14 protein-coding genes are annotated in these 16873 nt (G+C 70.5%); 5 read left to right on the forward strand and 9 right to left on the reverse strand.

Annotated elements, in window-relative coordinates; genetic code table 11:
* Positions 1 to 160 precede the first annotated feature (160 nt).
* From ACQ0O7_RS00510 to pdhA, 4 genes are all read right to left on the reverse strand, one after another.
* Positions 161 to 313: a hypothetical protein gene (locus tag ACQ0O7_RS00510; protein WP_430779690.1), complete on the reverse strand. Its 153-nt coding sequence runs from the start codon at positions 311 to 313 to the stop codon at positions 161 to 163.
* Positions 314 to 511: 198 nt separating this feature from the next.
* Positions 512 to 1876: a dihydrolipoamide acetyltransferase family protein gene (locus tag ACQ0O7_RS00515; RefSeq protein WP_430779691.1), complete on the reverse strand. Its 1365-nt coding sequence runs from the start codon at positions 1874 to 1876 to the stop codon at positions 512 to 514.
* Positions 1873 to 2847 carry an alpha-ketoacid dehydrogenase subunit beta gene (locus ACQ0O7_RS00520; RefSeq protein WP_430779692.1) on the reverse strand — a complete coding sequence of 325 codons (975 nt, stop codon included), beginning with the start codon at positions 2845 to 2847 and terminating at the stop codon, positions 1873 to 1875. The genes ACQ0O7_RS00515 and ACQ0O7_RS00520 overlap by 4 nt, the downstream gene beginning before the upstream one ends.
* Positions 2847 to 3986 carry a pyruvate dehydrogenase (acetyl-transferring) E1 component subunit alpha gene (pdhA, locus tag ACQ0O7_RS00525; RefSeq protein WP_430779693.1) on the reverse strand — a complete coding sequence of 380 codons (1140 nt, stop codon included), beginning with the start codon at positions 3984 to 3986 and terminating at the stop codon, positions 2847 to 2849. Before pdhA ends, ACQ0O7_RS00520 begins: the two co-directional genes overlap by 1 nt.
* A gap of 353 nt (positions 3987 to 4339) precedes the next feature.
* On the opposite strand from pdhA, the gene ACQ0O7_RS00530 reads away from it, so the two are divergent.
* Complete coding sequence (locus tag ACQ0O7_RS00530) at positions 4340 to 5761, forward strand: hypothetical protein (protein ID WP_430779694.1); 1422 nt, start codon at positions 4340 to 4342, stop codon at positions 5759 to 5761.
* A gap of 14 nt (positions 5762 to 5775) precedes the next feature.
* On the opposite strand, the gene ACQ0O7_RS00535 is transcribed toward ACQ0O7_RS00530, so the two are convergent.
* Genes ACQ0O7_RS00535 through ACQ0O7_RS00545 form a run of 3 tightly spaced genes read right to left on the reverse strand, consistent with a single transcriptional unit; the run spans position 5776 to position 10529 of the window.
* Positions 5776 to 6978: a hypothetical protein gene (locus ACQ0O7_RS00535; RefSeq protein WP_430779695.1), complete on the reverse strand. Its 1203-nt coding sequence runs from the start codon at positions 6976 to 6978 to the stop codon at positions 5776 to 5778.
* A gap of 33 nt (positions 6979 to 7011) precedes the next feature.
* Complete coding sequence (locus tag ACQ0O7_RS00540) at positions 7012 to 8673, reverse strand: GTPase (protein ID WP_430779696.1); 1662 nt, start codon at positions 8671 to 8673, stop codon at positions 7012 to 7014.
* Positions 8670 to 10529 (reverse strand): ABC transporter, encoded by a 1860-nt coding sequence (locus ACQ0O7_RS00545; protein WP_430779697.1) that lies wholly within the window; start codon positions 10527 to 10529, stop codon positions 8670 to 8672. Before ACQ0O7_RS00545 ends, ACQ0O7_RS00540 begins: the two co-directional genes overlap by 4 nt.
* Before the next feature lie 212 nt (positions 10530 to 10741).
* On the opposite strand from ACQ0O7_RS00545, the gene dnaK reads away from it, so the two are divergent.
* The 4 genes from dnaK (at position 10742) to ACQ0O7_RS00565 (ending at position 14966) form a co-directional block, all read left to right on the forward strand.
* Positions 10742 to 12604, forward strand: a complete 1863-nt coding sequence (gene dnaK, locus ACQ0O7_RS00550; RefSeq protein ID WP_430779698.1) for a molecular chaperone DnaK — start codon at positions 10742 to 10744, stop codon at positions 12602 to 12604.
* Positions 12601 to 13239, forward strand: a complete 639-nt coding sequence (gene grpE / locus ACQ0O7_RS00555) for a nucleotide exchange factor GrpE (RefSeq protein ID WP_430779699.1) — start codon at positions 12601 to 12603, stop codon at positions 13237 to 13239. The genes dnaK and grpE overlap by 4 nt, the downstream gene beginning before the upstream one ends.
* Before the next feature lie 72 nt (positions 13240 to 13311).
* Entirely contained in the window at positions 13312 to 14505 is a 1194-nt protein-coding gene (dnaJ, locus tag ACQ0O7_RS00560) for a molecular chaperone DnaJ (RefSeq protein WP_430779700.1), read from the forward strand.
* Between the two features lie 20 nt (positions 14506 to 14525).
* Entirely contained in the window at positions 14526 to 14966 is a 441-nt protein-coding gene (locus tag ACQ0O7_RS00565; protein ID WP_430779701.1) for a heat shock protein transcriptional repressor HspR, read from the forward strand.
* Between the two features lie 73 nt (positions 14967 to 15039).
* On the opposite strand, the gene ACQ0O7_RS00570 is transcribed toward ACQ0O7_RS00565, so the two are convergent.
* Together ACQ0O7_RS00570 and ACQ0O7_RS00575 are read right to left on the reverse strand one after the other, a co-directional pair.
* Complete coding sequence (locus tag ACQ0O7_RS00570; RefSeq protein WP_430779702.1) at positions 15040 to 15486, reverse strand: hypothetical protein; 447 nt, start codon at positions 15484 to 15486, stop codon at positions 15040 to 15042.
* 184 nt (positions 15487 to 15670) lie between these two features.
* Positions 15671 to 16810: a cation:proton antiporter gene (locus tag ACQ0O7_RS00575; protein WP_430779761.1), complete on the reverse strand. Its 1140-nt coding sequence runs from the start codon at positions 16808 to 16810 to the stop codon at positions 15671 to 15673.
* Positions 16811 to 16873 lie beyond the last annotated feature (63 nt).

Consider the following 16873-nt stretch of genomic DNA (forward strand, 5'->3'; position numbering starts at 1 on the left):
TCGGGGACCGTGCCCACGGTACCGGGCGCTCGCTGCGGGAGGAATCCCGGTGTACGCCCCGGAGGGACCGTGGCGTGATCTTCCGGGGTGTGATTTGACACGAAACGGCCCGCCCGGGTCACCCGGGCGGGCCGTTTCGAGAGGTGAGAGCGGAAGAGGCTCAGGAGAGCCAGCGGCGCTGGGCGATGATGGCGATCTCGTCGCGCATCGCCTGCGTGGGAGCGCCGGCGATCGCGCGGTCGATCGCGCGGTTCTGACGGCTCATGGTCCGACGCTGACGGAAGCGGTCGATCATGGTGCGGGCGGTGCTCATGACGTGCTCATTCCTCCGGCGGTGACCGGTGTCGCTTTGACGAGCGTCGCCCGGCCGCTTGTGGCGGGTCCCCTCGGCGCGCGTCCCGTTGATGACTCCATTATGCGCGGTCCAACGGGACGCGGCCACCGATTTAGGGGGTGAGCTGGGTCATGTGCTTAAGGATCGTAGGTCACGTGCCGATGTGACCGAACGACCTTAGGTCCAGCTCAGGATTGCCACCTCCGGGTCCTCCAGGAACGCGCCGATGTCCCGCAGGAACCGGGAGCCCAGCTCACCGTCGATGATCCGATGGTCGAAGGAGAGCCCCAGGGTGGTGACCTGACGGATCCGGATCCGGCCCTTGAACACCCACGGCGTCGGGCGGATCGCACCGAACGCCAGGATCGCCGACTCACCCGGCGGCAGGATCGGCGTGCCGGTGTCGATACCGAACACGCCCACGTTGGTGATCGAGAGCGTGCCGCCGGTCATGTCCGACGGCTGGGTCTTCCCCGACTTGGCGACGGTGACCAGGGTGTTCAGGGCCTCGGCGAGTTCCCGGAGACCGAGCCGGCCGGCGTCCTTGATGTTCGGGACGATCAGCCCGCGCTCGGTGGCGGCGGCGATGCCGAGGTTCACGTACTCCTTGACCACGATGGCGTCGCCGGCCCATGTCGAGTTGACCATCGGGTGCCGGGCCGCCGCGAGCAGCACCGCCTTCGCCACCATCAGCAGCGGCGAGATCTTCGTGCCGGCGAACTCGGGCCGTACCTTCAGCTTCGCCAGCGCCTTCATCGACCGGGTCACGTCGACCGTCAGGAACTCGGTGACATGCGGCGCGGTGAACGCCGACGCCACCATGTTCTCCGCGGTCAGCTTCCGCACCCCCTTGACCGGGACGCGCTGTTCACGAGGGCCGGCTTCGAAGACTTCCGGACCGCTTGCCGGTACGCCCGGAGCAGCCGCCCGATGCACGTCCTCCCGGGTGACCGACCCCATCGGCCCGGTCCCGCCGACGGTGGTGAGGTCGACACCGAGGTCCCGGGCGAGCTTGCGTACCGGTGGTTTGGCCAGCACCGGCCCGGTCACGACCGGCGCGACGGGTTCGGGTGCCGGCGCGGGGGCCGGGGTGGCGACCGGGGCGGTAGCCGTACCGGCGCGGGGTCGTCTTTTCGCGCTCGTGGTGCGCGGACCGTAACCGACGAGGACCGCGGTGCGCCCGCCCGGCGCCGGTCCGCCGATCAGACCGGCCCCGGCCTCTTCTGCCCCGGCCTTTTCGGAGGGAGAATCTGCCCCGGCCTTTTCGGAGCGAGAAGAGGATCCGGTCGGGTCGGTGTCGATGGCGATGATCGGCTTGCCGACCTCGCACACCGTCCCCGCCTCGTGGAAGATCCGGGTGACCACTCCACCCCATTTGGCGGGGATCTCGACGGCGGCCTTGGCCGTCTCCACCTCGACGATCGGCTGGTTCAGCTCGATGGTGTCGCCGACCTTGACCAGCCAGGTCAGGATCTCGCCCTCGGTCAGCCCCTCACCGAGGTCGGGCAGGTTGAACTCCTTGATGCCGGACATCGGCGTCACCAGCCGAACGAGCGGTCGACGGCGTCCAGCACCCGGTCCAGGTCGGGCAGATACTCCTCTTCCATCCGGGCCGCCGGGTACGGGGTGTCGTACCCGGTCACCCGCAGCACCGGAGCCTCCAGGGAGTAGAAGCACTCCTCGGTGATCCGGGCGGCGATCTCGGCGCCGAGGCCCACGTTGCCGGGCGCCTCGTGCACGACGACCGCGCGGCCGGTCCGCCGGACCGACTCGAAGATCACCGGATAGTCGATCGGGGAGAGCGAGCGCAGGTCGATGACCTCCAGTTCGCGCCCGTCCTCGGCGGCCGCGGTGGCGGCGTCCAGCGCGACCCGGACCATCGGCCCGTAGGCGAGCAGGGTGGCGGCCGTCCCGGCGCGAACGGTCCGCGCCGAGTGCAGCGGGACGGAGGACTCGGCAGAAGAGAGGTCGACCTCACCCTTCTCCCAGTACCGCCGCTTCGGCTCGAAGAAGATCACCGGATCGTCCGAGCGGATCGCCTGCTGGATCATCGTGTACGCGTCGGCCGGGTTGGAGCAGGTGACCACCTTGAGACCGGGGGTGTGCGCGAAGTAGGCCTCGGGCGACTCGGAGTGGTGCTCGACCGCCCCGATGCCCCCGCCGAACGGGATGCGGATGACGATCGGCAGCCGCACCTTGCCCTTGGAGCGGTAATGCATCTTCGCGACCTGGGAGACGATCTGGTTGTACGCCGGAAAGACGAACCCGTCGAACTGGATCTCGCAGACCGGCCGGTATCCGCGGATCGCCAGCCCGACCGCGGTGCCGACGATGCCGGCCTCGGCCAGTGGCGTGTCGATCACCCGGTCCTCGCCGAAGTCCTTCTGCAGGCCGTCGGTGATCCGGAAGACGCCGCCGAGCTTGCCGACGTCCTCTCCCATGATCACGACCTTGGGGTCGTCCTCCAGCGCGCGGCGCAGTCCGTGGTTGAGTGCCTTGCCCAGGGTGATCATCAGTGCCCGCTCCCCTCGAAGGAGGCCTGGTACTCGGTGAACGCGGCACGCTGCGCGTCGAGCTCGGGCGAGCCGTTCGGATACACGTTGTCGAAGAGGGTGACCGGTTGCGGGTCGGGCATCGCCAGCACCCGTTCGCGCAGATCGAGTGCCAGGGTGGTGGCCTGGTCGTCGACCTCGGCGAAGAAGTCCTTCTTGGCGATCTTCTGTTTGCTGAGGAAGGCCTTGAGCCGGCTGATCGGGTCCTTGACCTTCCACGACTCGACCTCGCTGGCGATCCGGTAACGGGTCGGATCGTCGGAGCTGGTGTGCGCCCCCATCCGGTAGGTGTAGGCCTCGATCAGCGTCGGGCCCTGGCCGGTGCGCGCGTTGTCCAGCGCCTGCCGGGTGACCGCGTAGCTGGCCAGCACGTCGTTGCCGTCGACCCGGATGCCGGGGAAGCCGTACCCGCCGGCCCGCCGGTAGAGCGGGACCCGGGTCTGGCGCTCCAAAGGCTCGGAGATGGCGTACTGGTTGTTCTGGCAGAAGAAGACGATCGGGGCGTTGAAGACGCCGGACCAGACGAACGCCTCGTTGACCTCGCCCTGGCTGGTCGCGCCGTCGCCGAAGTAGGCGATCACCGCTTCGCCGTCGAGGGAGCCGGTCCTGCCGTCCATGGTCACGCCCATGGCGTAGCCGGTGGCGTGCAGGGTCTGCGAGCCGATCACGATCGTGTACTCGTTGAAGCGGAACTCGTTGGGGTCCCAGCCGCCCTGGTCGACACCGCGGAACAGGCCGAACGGCATGATCGGGTCGATCCCGCGGCAGTAGAGGACACCGTGCTCGCGGTAGGTGGGGAACGCCATGTCCTGCGGCCGCAACGCCCGCCCGGAGCCGACCTGTGCCGCCTCCTGGCCCAGCAGGCTGGCCCAGATGCCCAGCTCGCCCTGTCGCTGCAGGGCGACCGCCTCGGTGTCGAGGCGGCGGACGGTGACCAGGTCCCGGTAGAGCCCGCGGTATTCGTCGTCGGTGAAGTCGACGGTGTACGTCGTCCCGTCGGCGGTCGTCACGCTCTCGACGCGATCACCGTCGGGGGTCAGCAACTGGACGAAGCCGCCGGCCGGTATGTCGGTGCCGGCCACGCTCTCGCCTTTCGCCATCCGTGTCTCCTGTTTCCTCTCGCGCCCGCGGCGGGGGTTGCCCGATCACGTGGCTGATCTCTGGAAAAGCCGCGCCGGGGCCCGGGTGGGGCCCGATTGCGCGGCGTCGTCCGGCACCTCGTGGATGCCGGTGCCGTCGATCCCATCCTGACAGAGAGAGTGAGCGTGATCACAGGCCGCGCGCAGTTTTTCTGTCCACGCATCGCCATCAGTATTTGTCCGATTTAAGGGCTTTTGAAGGTCCCTATGGTACGAACGCCCCCTTCGCGCCGCTGCTGAACGAACCATGCCTCGTTCATCCCCAGTGACCGGGACGGATCCAAGTTGATCTTTTTCGCCAGGGGGACCCGCACGTGCCGCACCTGCCCGACGACGACTTCGCGCCGCCGCCCAAAGTGCTGCGCAAGCGCCGGAACGGGGTGTACCGCGAGGACCTCGGGTTCTCCGGACCGACCAGGCGATACGTGCTGATGGTGGCGCTCCTCGTCGGGCTCGCCTCGGTGCCCACCCTCGCGGTGATCACCGCCGGGTCGCGGGAGATCGCCGGGCAGAACCACTCCGGGGCGATGGACGTGCCGTTCCTGCCGCCGCCCGCCACCGGGCCGGTGCTGCCGACACCGACCCGGTCGGCGGTCCCACCGGGTTTCTTCGGACCTCCCGGCCCGTCGTCGCAGGATCAACCCCCGCTTGGGTACGACGGGAGCAGCGCACCGTCCCCACCGCCGACCCCCTCGGCTCCAGCCTCCTCGGAACGTCCACCGGGAGTGCCGCCGGCCGGAATCGCTCCACCCACGATCGGCGCCGTCCCGCCCGCTGACTCCCCGCCCGCCGGTTCGGGCGACTCCCCGCCCGCCGCCGGATCCGGGGACGCCTCGCCGTCCGGCTCTGATGACGCTCCGCCCGCCGGTTCGGGGGATTCGCCGTCCTCCGACTCCGGCGGCGCACCCTCATCCGGCGGTGGTCCGTCCTCCGGCGGTGGTCCGTCCTCCGGCGGTGGTCCGTCCTCCGGGGACTCTCCGCCACGGGTGTCGTCCGACCGCCCGAACCGGCCGGAGCGACCTCGGCAGGATAGGCGGGACCAGCGGGACCAGCGGGACCAGCGGGACCAGCGGGACCAGCGGGATCGGCAGGATCGGCAGGATCGGCCGCGGGCGGCTCCGCGGGCCGATCCGGTGCTGCCGTCCCGGATGCCTGACGTGCCGGACCTGCCGGCAGTGCCGGAGGAGAAGCGACTGCCGGAGCCGGTGTTCCCGGACGACTTCCCGACCGTCCCGAACCTGCCCAAGGTTCCTGACGAGCCCGGCCGAAACAGCGATCCGGATCATTCCGATCATCCGGATTCCGATCATCCGGATTCTGATCATCGACAGGGGCACGGGACCGATTCCGATCAGCATGGGAACGAGCCTTCGGAACCGCCCCGGAGACGTCCCTGCGTGAAGGCGACCACCCCCGACCGTCCCATCGTCCGCGAGCGCCGGTCCACCGACCGGTCCCGACCCAGCCGGAGGTCTGCCGTGACCGAACGTCCGTACAACATCCGCTCGTCCCGGGTTCTCGAACAGAGTTACGGCGGCGATCTGAACGTGGTCCGCCGACTGCTCGCCGACGCCAACTCGGAGGAGAACCGGCTGCACAACCGTCCTTACCGGGGACTGCACCGGGCGGAGAACACCAACCACCCGGAGGGGTCCTCCCGCGAGCGCGAGCGCAGCTCCCGGGTCGGCCGGCACCATGCCGAATCGACCGAGGAACACCACATCAACCGCCGCTGAGCGGCAACCGCCGCTCACTCGTCGCGGTTGGCCTCCAGCCAGGCGTCGATGGCGGCGCTGTCGTTGGGGTCGACGCCCTCGGAGATCAGCTGGGCCACCGCCGCGGTGGCCGGGCTGCGGCGCTCCCCGGTGGTGTAGAGCCGGGCGAACTCCGGGATCAGCTCCTCCATCGCGGTCTCGATCTCCTCGACCGCGGCGGCGGGCAGGGCGCGGCGGCGGGCCGAGTAGGACGACCAGGCCCGCACCACCCGGGGCATCATGGCCGCGTCGTCGAGGTCCAGCACCGCCCGCCGGTGCACCCAGTCGAGCAGGAACAGGCCGGCCACCGCCGGGCTCCAGCGCAGCGGGTCACCGTCCGGCAGGCTGTCCGCGTGGTCGAGCACCAGGCTCAGGCAGAAGTCCATCGACGCGGTGTCCGGTGACGTCGCGGGCCCGGCCGGCAGCTCGAACCGGCTGGCCTCGGCCGAGGTCAGGAAGTCGCGCAGCAGGTCGCCGCCGGACGGCCCGGCCGGCTCGGTGAGCGGCGGCGTGACGTCGGCCGGCAGCAGCGCGATCCGGGCCGCGGCCAGCGCTCGGTCGGTGGCCAGCGAGCCGTCCGCGGGCAGGTCGCCCAGCTCGTCGGTGACCCGCAGGTGCCGGCCCACCTCGTCGCGCAGCCGGCCCGGGTCCTCGCTGCGGAACCAGGTCAGCTCGTCGTCCGCGCAGATCTGCCGGACCTGGGACAGCAGGGTGCCGGCCCCGATGGCGACGAAGACGTCCTTGGTGATGCCGATGTTGTGGTCGACCAGGGCCACCACGGCGTGCTCCGGCCCGCCGTCGGTGCTGTCCTCGTAGGCGAAGGTGACCAGGTAGGAGGTCTGATCGCCATACACATCCCCGTACGCCCAGCAGCCGGTGGGGCGGACCCGGCCGAGCTGGGTCGCCCACGCCGGTGTCTTGGCGTCGTGGGTGATCAGGGCGGCGCCGTCGGCATCCGGGACCAGGGCGGCGAAGACCTCGCGGATGGTGGCCGCGGCGGTGCTGTCCGGTTTGGCGGTCGCGGTCAGGAAGCGCCCCACGAAGTCACGCACCGCGCCGGCCCGATCCTCCTCGGCGACCGAGTAGACGCTGCCGAGCAGCGCGGTGCCGAGCATCTCGGCATCGAGCGCGCAGCCCAGCTTGGTGACGTCGCGGGCCGCGTGCAACACGGCGTCGTACGCGGTCCGGGGAGCGGGCATGCCGCGAGCCTACGCCCGCGGCCGCCACATGAACTACTCCGAACGCACGACGCCGAGCGCTTCCCTCGCCTGGGCGTACGCGCTGAGGACCTCGCGTACCGGGGCGACCACGTGTGCCCGGCCGACCTCGGTGACCGCCGCGTGCAGCCGTTGTTCGGCCCGGCGGCGGGACCGGCGGGCGCCGGCCTCGATGATCGGGCGCAGCAGCAGCCAGAGCAGCAGGCCACCGGCGAGTCCGGCGAGCAGCAGCAGGGTCGGCAGCGGCACGGATCCCACGTCGACCCGCTCGATCTCCGGCAGTCCGAGAGCGGCGAGGGCGTAGCCGAGGATCAGCCAGATCAGCCCCGCGCCGGCCGCCGCCAGGAGCAGCCACTGGATCACTCCGACGGCCCGCCACCACACCGGTGGCCTCTCCAGGCCGAGATCGGTCTGCGCGACCGCCCGGTCCAGCGCGTCCGGCAGATCGGCCGCCTTCGACCGGGCGGCGCTGTGCAGCGCCGGCGCCCAGACCTCGGGCAGGGGCGCGGCGGCGCGGTCCGCGACGGCCCGGACCGAGAGGCCGACAGCGGACTTCTGAGCGGCGTCGGCCTCCGGCACCGAGGTCCGCGCAACCACGTCGGTGGAGACCGAGTCGGTTTTGACCGGCTCGGTCAGGTGCAGTTTGCGCAGCGGGTCGGGCCGGAGCCGGCGCAGTCCGCGGACCAGCGGCCAGCCGGTGGCCGCCGACGCCCGGTGCCGGTAGGCGCCGGCTGTCGCGTCCGCCACCCCGGGCACCCCGGCCGACGCGGCCAGCGAGTCGGACAGCTGCCGCACGGTGGTCCGGTCCACCTCGTCCTCGGCGGCCGGCGGGCCGATCAGCGCGCCCAGCTCGTCGCCGACGGCGTCCAGGTCGGCGGCCAGTCGGCGCAGCGCGGCCTGCCGGTTGGCGACCGTGCTCTCCAGCGCGGACCGCAGTTCGCCGAGCATGCCGGGCTGTTTCGCGGAGGAGGCGATCACCGGGGCGTCCAGCCCGTCCTCGCCGAGCAGCCGGTTCAGGTCGGCGACCACCAGCTCGGTGTCGGCGGGGGTGAGCCGGTCGGCCTGGTTCAGCACCACGATGGTGACGCCGGCGTGGGTGGCGAACTGGGAGAGGTAGGCCTGGTGCAGGACCCGGTCGCCGTACTTCTGCGGGTCGACCACCCAGACGATCTGGTCGACCAGGCCGAGCAGCCGGTCCACCTCCAGCTGGTGGCCGCGCTCGATGGAGTCGAAGTCGGGCAGGTCGAGCAGGATCAGGCCGCGCATCGACGCCTCGTCGTCGCCGTCCAGCGCGCTCTCCCGGACGAATCGCTGCCGGGGCAGCACCCCGACCCAGTCGAGCAGCCGGTTCGCCGGTTCCAGCGGGCCCCAGACGACGGCGTGCGCGGTGCCGGTGGTCGGCCGGCGCACCCCGACCGGCGACAGCTTGAACCGGGCCAGCGCGTTGAACAGGCTCGACTTGCCGCTGCCGGTGCTGCCGGCGAGTGCCACCACGGTGTGGTCGAGGGACAGCGTCAGCCGGCCGCTGGCGCGTTCCACCAGGGTGTGCGCGGTGACCAGGTCGCTGTCCGGCAGGTACGGGTCGACCACCCGCAGGAACCGGGACAGCGCCTCGATCCGGCGGGTCAGGCCGTCGGTGTCGATCTGGTCGTCGCGAACCCTCTGTGCCACGTTCATGACCCCGACCCGGTCAAAGCTAGTTCCTCTCTGGCTTTCTCCACCTCGGCGGCGGCCTGTCGCAGCAGTGTGCTCTGCGCCGTCTCGAGGCGTACCGCCGCGGTCCGCTCGGTGAACCGGGCGGCCTCGGTGGCGAGCAGTTCGTCCACCCGGGTCAGCAGCTCGGCCCGGGCCCGGGTGGCGAGCGCGCGGATGGCCTGATCCCCGAAGATCGCCTCCAGCACCTTCTGCGCGGCGACCGCGCTGCCCGCCCCGGCCGCCACCTCCAGCCCGGTCGGGATGAAGGCGGTCGAGGTGAACACCGTGATCATGACAGCCAGCCCGGCGCCGTTCACCGCGTAGGCCGCGCCCCGGGCCACCGACCGCTTGTCGCCGGCCTCGGTGCGGACCAGGTCGAGGACCCACTGCTGCCAGTCCCGGACCAGCCGGTCGGCGCGCTGCGGCAGATCGGCGGAGGCGTGCTGCAGATCCGGGACCAGCAGGGCCTCACCGGCCGGGTGCGCCTGCCAGGCGGCGTAGGCCTGCTCGGCGGCGTCCGCCGCGACCCCGCGCATCAGCGTGACCAGCTGGGACTCCATCGCGACCCGAAGGTTCTGGGTGGGTGTGGGCCGGCCGCTGATCGCCGAGATCAACTTGTCCCGCAGGTGCCCGACCCGGGACTCCAGCCCGCGCACCAGGTCACCGGTGCCGACGAACTCCTGCCAGCGGGCCATCACCTCACCGCGCAGCAGCCGGCCGTCGCGCAGCCCGTCCTCGGTGACCCGCCGGGCGGTCCGGTAGGCGGCCTCGACCCGCTCGTCCAGCGCCTGTGCTGTCCGAATCTGATCGTCGACCGCGTCGGCCAGCCCGTTCGCCGCCGGGGTGAGCGCGGCCAGTGCGCCGTTCAACGTCTGCCGGACCACCGTGAAGCGGGCGTTGGCGTCCTCGGCGAGCTGGGCGAACCAGACCCGCATCGGGCCGATCGCCGCGTCCGGCAGCAGACCGCGCTGGTCCAGGGTGGTCTCCGGCAGCACGAACAGCGGTGCCGAGCCCAGCTCGTTGGCGGTCAGCATCTCGCCCAGGTGGGCGGCGATCTCCCCGGCCGCGTCGGTCGGCACCCGGTCCAGGACCAGGGCGACCACGGTGCCGCGCAGCCGGGCGGTGGTGAGCATCTCCCAGGGGACGGCGTCGGCGTACCGCGCGGCGGTGGTCACGAACAGCCACAGATCGGCCGCGGCCAGCAGCTGCGCGGCGAGTTTGCGGTTGCGGTCCACCACCGAGTCGATGTCCGGCGCGTCCAGCAGGGCCAGGCCGGGGCCGATGGTCGGGGTGGTGATCACCTGGATGGTGTCCGAGGCGGTGCTCGCCTGGCCGGTGCGGGTCAGACCGGGCAGGATCCCGCCGGGCGCGAACCACTGCACGTCGTCCGGGTGGGTCACCAGGACCGGGGACCGGGTGGTCGGGCGGAGCACCCCGGCGGTGCTCACCGGGGTCTGCACCAGGCTGTTGACCAGGGTCGACTTGCCCGCGCCGGTGGATCCGCCGACCACCACCAGCAGTGGTGCGTCGAGCCGGGCCAGCCGGGGCAGGAGATAGTCGTCGAGCTGGGCGGACAGGGCCTCGCCGACCCGCCGGGCCTCGTCCGCGGACGGCAGCTCCAGTGGGTACGCGGCAGCGCCGAGCGCCGCCCGTAGCCGGCTGAGCCCGGTCGCGAGGCGCCCCAGCTGGGGCGGGACTTCCGGGTTCGCCGGACTGACCCGGCCACCGCCCGTACGATCTGATGGGTCTATGGCCGCCTTCACCTGCTGCTTCTCATTCGTTACGGCGGGGACGGCGGATTGGGCCGACGGACCGACCGCGTCTCCGTGCGTCGTCACGGGTCAAGCGTGCACGATCTATGCATCCAGGACAACCGGGTCCCGGCATGCCGTGACCTGACAGGTATGTGCCGGTGCCCTGTTCCCGCGCCGACTTGCGCCCGAGGGACTCAACTTGGATTTGACGGTACGTGTCACCGTGGCATCATTGAGTCGGTTCCACTCAACCTTTGTAATCAAGTGAACCCAAGCGGTGAGAAGCGAGGAACACCATGGCACGTGCGGTCGGCATCGACCTCGGCACCACGAACTCCTGCGTCAGCGTTCTGGAAGGAGGCGAGCCCACCGTCATCGCCAATGCGGAGGGCTCACGGACGACCCCGTCGATCGTCGCCTTCGCCCGCAACGGCGAGGTGCTGGTGGGCGAGGTCGCCAAGCGTCAGGCGGTGACGAACCCCGACCGGACCATCCGCTCGGTCAAGCGGGAGATCGGCACCAACTGGTCCATCGACATCGACGGCAAGCAGTACACCCCGCAGGAGATCTCCGCGCGTGTGCTGATGAAGCTGAAGCGGGACGCCGAGGCCTACCTGGGTGAGCAGATCACCGACGCGGTCATCACCGTCCCGGCGTATTTCAACGACGCGCAGCGCACCGCCACCAAGGAGGCCGGTGAGATCGCCGGCCTGAACGTCCTGCGCATCGTCAACGAGCCCACCGCGGCCGCGCTGGCCTACGGCCTGGACAAGGGCTCCAAGGAGCAGACCGTCCTGGTCTTCGACCTCGGCGGCGGCACCTTCGACGTCTCGCTGCTGGAGCTCGGCGAGGGCGTCATCGAGGTCAAGTCGACCTCCGGTGACAACCTGCTCGGTGGCGACGACTGGGACCAGCGGGTCATCGACCACCTGGTCAAGACCTTCCGCGGCGAGCACGGCATCGACCTCTCGCAGGACAAGATGGCCCTCCAGCGTCTGCGCGAGGCCGCCGAGAAGGCCAAGATCGAGCTGTCCGCGGCGACCACCACCAGCATCAACCTGCCGTACATCACGGCCGGCGCCAACGGCCCGCTGCATCTGGACACGACGCTGAGCCGCGCCGAGTTCCAGCGGATGACGCAGGACCTGCTGGACCGTTGCAAGGGCCCGTTCGAGGCCGCGATCCGCGACGCGGACGTCAAGCTCTCCGACATCGACCACGTCATCCTGGTCGGTGGCTCGACCCGGATGCCCGCCGTCACCGAGCTGGTCAACAGCCTGATCGGCCGCGAGCCGAACAAGGGCGTCAACCCGGACGAGGTCGTCGCCGTCGGCGCCGCGCTCCAGGCCGGCGTGCTCAAGGGCGAGGTCAAGGACGTCCTGCTGCTCGATGTCACCCCGCTCTCGCTGGGCATCGAGACCAAGGGCGGCATCATGCACAAGCTGGTGGAGCGCAACACCACCATCCCGGCGCACCGCTCCGAGGTCTACACCACGGCTGACGACAACCAGCCGTCCGTGCTGATCCAGGTGTACCAGGGCGAGCGCGAGATGGCGTCGAACAACAAGAAGCTCGGCACCTTCGAGCTCAGCGGCATCGCGCCGGCCCCGCGTGGCGTTCCGCAGATCGAGGTCTCCTTCGACATCGACGCGAACGGCATCGTGCACGTGTCCGCCAAGGACCTGGGCACCGGCAAGGAGCAGAAGATGACGATCACCGGCGGCTCCGCGCTGCCGAAGGACGACATCGAGCGCATGATGCGCGACGCTCAGGAGCACGCGGACGACGACAAGAAGCGCCGCGAGGACGCCGAGGCCCGCAACCTGGCCGAGCAGCTCCAGTGGCAGACCGAGAAGTTCCTGGCGGAGAGCGGCGACAAGCTCCCCGAGGAGAACAAGACCAAGATCAACGAGGCGCTCGGCGAGCTGCGTGGCGCCCTCGGTGGCACCGACATCGAGAAGATCAAGTCGGCCCACGAGCGGCTGTCCCAGGTCTCCCAGGAGGCCGGTTCGCTGCTCTACTCCCAGGGTGAGGCCCCGCAGGCCGCCGCGGGTGGCGCTCCCGGCGCCGCTCCGGGCGCTGGCGCCGGCACCACCGGCCCGGCGGCCGGCGGTGACGACGTGGTCGACGCCGAGATCGTGGAGGACGACAAGAAGTGAGTGCCAAGGACGACGAGAACGACGGTCAGGCGGCCGAGCGGGAAGTCATCCAGGGCGACATCGACGTGACGGCCGAGGAGACCCCCGCCGAGGAGCCCGCGAAGAAGCCGGCGAAGTCCAAGCCGGCCGGCGCGCACCGGGCTCCCGAGGAGGACGACGAGACCCCGGCCGTGGTGGCCGAAGAGCCCAAGCCCGGCCTCGGTGCCGAGCTGGAGGCGTTGCGGAGCGAGCTCGACGAGCGGACTCACGACCTTCAGCGCGTCACCGCGGAGTACGCCAACTACCGCAAGCGGGTCGACCGCGACCGGGGTGCGGCGGCCGAGCAGACGACCGGCAAGGTCCTCACCGACCTGCTGCCGGTTCTGGACGACATCGACCGGGCCCGGGAGCACGGTGACCTGGTCGGCCCGTTCGCCTCGGTGGCCGAGCAGCTCACCGCAGTGACCGGCAAGTTGGGTCTGGTGGCGTTCGGGGAGAAGGGTGACCCCTTCGACCCGAACCGGCACGAGGCGGTCGCGCATCTGACGTCCGCGGACGTCACCGAGGCGACCTGTGTCGAGGTGATGCGCCGGGGCTACACGCTGGGCGAGCGGTTGCTCCGCGCGGCGCTGGTCGCGGTCGCCGATCCGGAGTGAAATCAGTGACTGTGTCCCGCCCGCCGGTTCGCCGGCGGGCGGGACGTCGCCGAGTCGAGGAGGTGGACTGAGATGAGCTCGAAGGACTGGCTGGAGAAGGACTTCTACGCCGTGCTCGGCGTGAACAGGTCTGCCACCCCCGACGAGATCAAGAAGGCGTACCGGAAGCTCGCCCGCGATCTGCATCCCGACCGCAACCCAGACAACAAGGAAGCGGAAGAGAAGTTCAAGGCGGCCTCCGAGGCGTACGACGTGCTCGCCGACGACAAGAAGCGCAAAGAGTACGACGAGATGCGCTCGCTGTTCGGCTCGGGCGCGTTCCGGCGCGGTGCCCGGGGCGGTGCCGGCGGCACCCAGTTCGACCCGTCGGACCTGTTCGGCGGTTTCTCCGGAGCGGGCGGGCAGGCGGGCGCCGACCGGCGGTTCGGCGGCAGCGGCTTCTCCGACATCTTCAGTTCGATCTTCTCCGGCGGCCAGCAACAGGGCGGGCCGGCCCGGCGCGGGCCACAGCGCGGCCGGGACGTGGAGACCGAGGTGACCCTCGACTTCACCCAGGCGGTCCAGGGCACCACCCTGCCGCTGACCCTGCGGACGCCCGGCGCCTGTGACACCTGCCGGGGCAGTGGGGCGAAACCCGGCACCACCCCCCGGGCCTGTACGAAATGCCACGGCACCGGCCTGATCTCCAGCAATCAGGGGTCGTTCAGCTTCTCCGAGCCGTGCCGTGACTGTCAGGGCTCGGGCAGCATCGTGGACGAGAAGTGCCCGGAGTGCCGTGGCTCCGGCGGGGTCACCAAGACCCGCACGATCAACGTCCGGTTCCCGGCGGGTGTCGCCGACGGGCAGCGGATCCGGCTCAGCGGCCGGGGTGAGCCGGGCGATCGCGGCGGTGCCGCCGGCGACCTGTATGTGCAGGTCAAGGTGCGCCCCGACGACCTGTTCGGCCGCAACGGCGACGACCTCACCCTGGTCGTGCCGATCTCCATCGCCGAGGCCGTGCTCGGCACCGACCTGAAAGTGCCCACCCTGGACGGTCCGGTCACGCTGCGGGTGCCACCCGGCACTCCGAGCGGCCGGAAACTGCGGGCCCGGGGCAAGGGCGTGGTCCGTAAAGAGGGTCAGGCCGGCGACCTGATCGTCACGGTCGAGGTGCAGATCCCCTCCGGGGTGTCCGGCGAGGCCAAGGACGCGCTGGAGAGTTTCGCCAAGCTCACCCCGCCGCCCGCGCGGGACCGGCTCGACGCCCGTCTGCGCCGGGCTGGTTAGACCCGCACGGGAGGTGGCACATGTATGAAGAGATCAGCATCTCGGTAGAACAGGCCTCCGACGCGAAAGTCTTGATCATCTCGGTGGCCGCACGGCTCGCCGGGATGCATCCGCAGACCCTCCGGCAGTACGACCGGCTCGGGCTGGTGCAGCCCGGCCGGGCCGGTGGTGGCGGTCGGCGGTACAGCGAGCGCGATGTGGCATTGCTCCGTGAGGTGCAGCGGCTCAGCCAGGAGGACGGCGTCAACCTGGCCGGGGTCAAACGCATCATCGGGCTGGAACAGCTCGTCGGCGACCTCCAGCACCGGGTCGCCGAGTTGGAGCAGGAACTGCAGGCGGCGTACGACCGGGTCGCCCGGCTGGAGGCGATGAGTCCCTACTCGGGGCGCGATCTGGTCCGGCAGGAGACCCAGTCGACGGCTCTGGTCGTCTGGCGTCCCCGGCGCTCCCCGGATAGATGACAGAAACGGCGGCCCCTCTCTCGGAAGGGGCCGCCGTCACCGTTTGTGGTAACCGCGTGACTACTTTAAGTAGTCATCGGCGATTGAACAGGCCCAGTCGGCGCGGATAGCGCACCAGGCCGCCCTCCATCCAGTCGTGGTGGTCGAAGCTCTCCGGCCGGGTCATCAGCACCCGGCAGTTGTGCGCCCAGATCTGCATCGGCTCGTCGCCGACCTCCTCCGCGCGCTCCACGAACTTCTTGAGCCGGCGCTTGCGCTGCCCGCTCGCGTTCTGCCGCACCCCGTCCGCGGCGTAGATGTACATGCAGTGCTGCGCGAACCGGCGGGCCGGGCACTGCCGGTCCATGGCCAGTTCGAACAGCGTCGGGCCGAGCACATCGCCGGAGATCAGCAGATCCCAGTCTTTCGGCATGGTGTGCAACGGCACCGTGTCGGGGCTGTATGCCCAGGCCTGAATCTCGTCGGGCCGTGGATCGACAGGGTTACCGAAACCGAGGAATGTCGCTTCACGCACGCTCACGCCGCCGCCTCACTCAACCGTTCGCTTCACGGCCGGCATTACCCGCCGGCCATGGTGCCGAACGTCCCAATACTCAGAGTCGTCGCCGCGCAACGGTAGCGTGCGTCAAGCTGAGACGGAAGTGTCAAGGCTTCACATTCGGATACCTGACAGTAACTTAGGGCGTTTCTCAAAGAGACGCAGGTCACTCCGGTTTCAGTGCCGCCCGCTGTGCCGCCATGCGCTTGCGCAGCAGTTCCTTGAACCAGGCGTAGTCGGTCAAACGGGCCAGGAGCGGGCCGGTGACCACCGTGATCAGCACATAGGCGGCAGCCAGTGGAGCCAGCCGCGGATCGACCCCGTAGGACACCGCGAGACCGGCGATGACCACCGAGAACTCGCCGCGTGGCATCAGCGCCAGACCGGTCCGCCACCGGCCGGGCAGCGCGATCCCCGCCCGCCGGGCCGCCAGATAGCCGGTCACCACCTTGGTGGACATGGTCAGCACGGCCAGCCCGAGCGCGGGCAGGATCACCTTCGGGATGTCGGAGGGATTGGTGGAGAGCCCGAAGAAGACGAAGAAGACCGCGGCGAACAGGTCGCGCAGCGGCGACAGGATCTCGGTGGCGTGATGGGCGACCGGGCCGGAGATGGCGATGCCGACCAGGAACGCCCCGACCGCCTCGGAGACCTTCAGCTCCCCGGCGACACCGGCGATGAACAGGGTCAGGCCGAGCACGCTCAGCAGCAGCGCCTCCGGATCCTTCACCGACATGAAACGGCTGATCTCCCCGCCGTACCGGATGGCCACCACCAGCACCGCGACCACCGTGACCACCGCGACGCTCAGCGTGCTCAGCCCGCTGGCCAGACCCAGACCGGCCAGCACCGCGGTCACCAGCGGCAGGTAGAAGGCCATCGCCAGGTCCTCGATGACCAGCACCGAGAGGATCACCGGGGTCTCCCGGTTGCCGACCCGGCCCAGGTCGCCGAGCACCTTCGCGATCACGCCGGACGACGACACCCAGGTGATGCCGGCCAGCACCAGCGCGGCCTTCCAGTCCCAGCCGAGAAGCAGCGCGAACGCCGCCCCCGGCAGGGCGTTGAGCAGCATGTCGATCAGCCCGGCCGGGGCCGCCGAGCGCAGGTTGCCGACCAGCTCGTCGGCGGAGTACTCCAGGCCCAGCATCACCAGCAGCAGGATCACGCCGATCTGGGCGCCGATCGCGATGAACTCCTCGCTGGCCGAGAGCGGGATCAGCCCGCCCTGACCGAACGCCAGGCCGGCCAGCAGATAGAGCGGGATCGGGGAGAGGCCGAAACGACGCCCCAGACGACCGAGCATGCCGAGGCCGAACAGGAGCGCGCCGATCTCGATGAGCAGGATCGTCGTGTGGTGTTGCACGGC

This window comes from Actinoplanes sp. G11-F43 (genome assembly GCF_050589265.1).
Lineage (GTDB): Bacteria > Actinomycetota > Actinomycetes > Mycobacteriales > Micromonosporaceae > Actinoplanes.

Coding starts and splice junctions, on each gene's coding strand:
- ACQ0O7_RS00510 (WP_430779690.1), bottom strand. CDS start 313: ATGAGCACCGCCCGCACCATGATCGACCGCTTCCGTCAGCGTCGGACC.
- ACQ0O7_RS00520 (WP_430779692.1), bottom strand. CDS start 2,847: ATGATCACCCTGGGCAAGGCACTCAACCACGGACTGCGCCGCGCGCTG.
- pdhA (WP_430779693.1), bottom strand. CDS start 3,986: ATGGCGAAAGGCGAGAGCGTGGCCGGCACCGACATACCGGCCGGCGGC.
- ACQ0O7_RS00535 (WP_430779695.1), bottom strand. CDS start 6,978: ATGCCCGCTCCCCGGACCGCGTACGACGCCGTGTTGCACGCGGCCCGC.
- ACQ0O7_RS00540 (WP_430779696.1), bottom strand. CDS start 8,673: ATGAACGTGGCACAGAGGGTTCGCGACGACCAGATCGACACCGACGGC.
- dnaK (WP_430779698.1), top strand. CDS start 10,742: ATGGCACGTGCGGTCGGCATCGACCTCGGCACCACGAACTCCTGCGTC.
- dnaJ (WP_430779700.1), top strand. CDS start 13,312: ATGAGCTCGAAGGACTGGCTGGAGAAGGACTTCTACGCCGTGCTCGGC.
- ACQ0O7_RS00565 (WP_430779701.1), top strand. CDS start 14,526: ATGTATGAAGAGATCAGCATCTCGGTAGAACAGGCCTCCGACGCGAAA.
- ACQ0O7_RS00575 (WP_430779761.1), bottom strand. CDS start 16,810: ATGCTCGGTCGTCTGGGGCGTCGTTTCGGCCTCTCCCCGATCCCGCTC.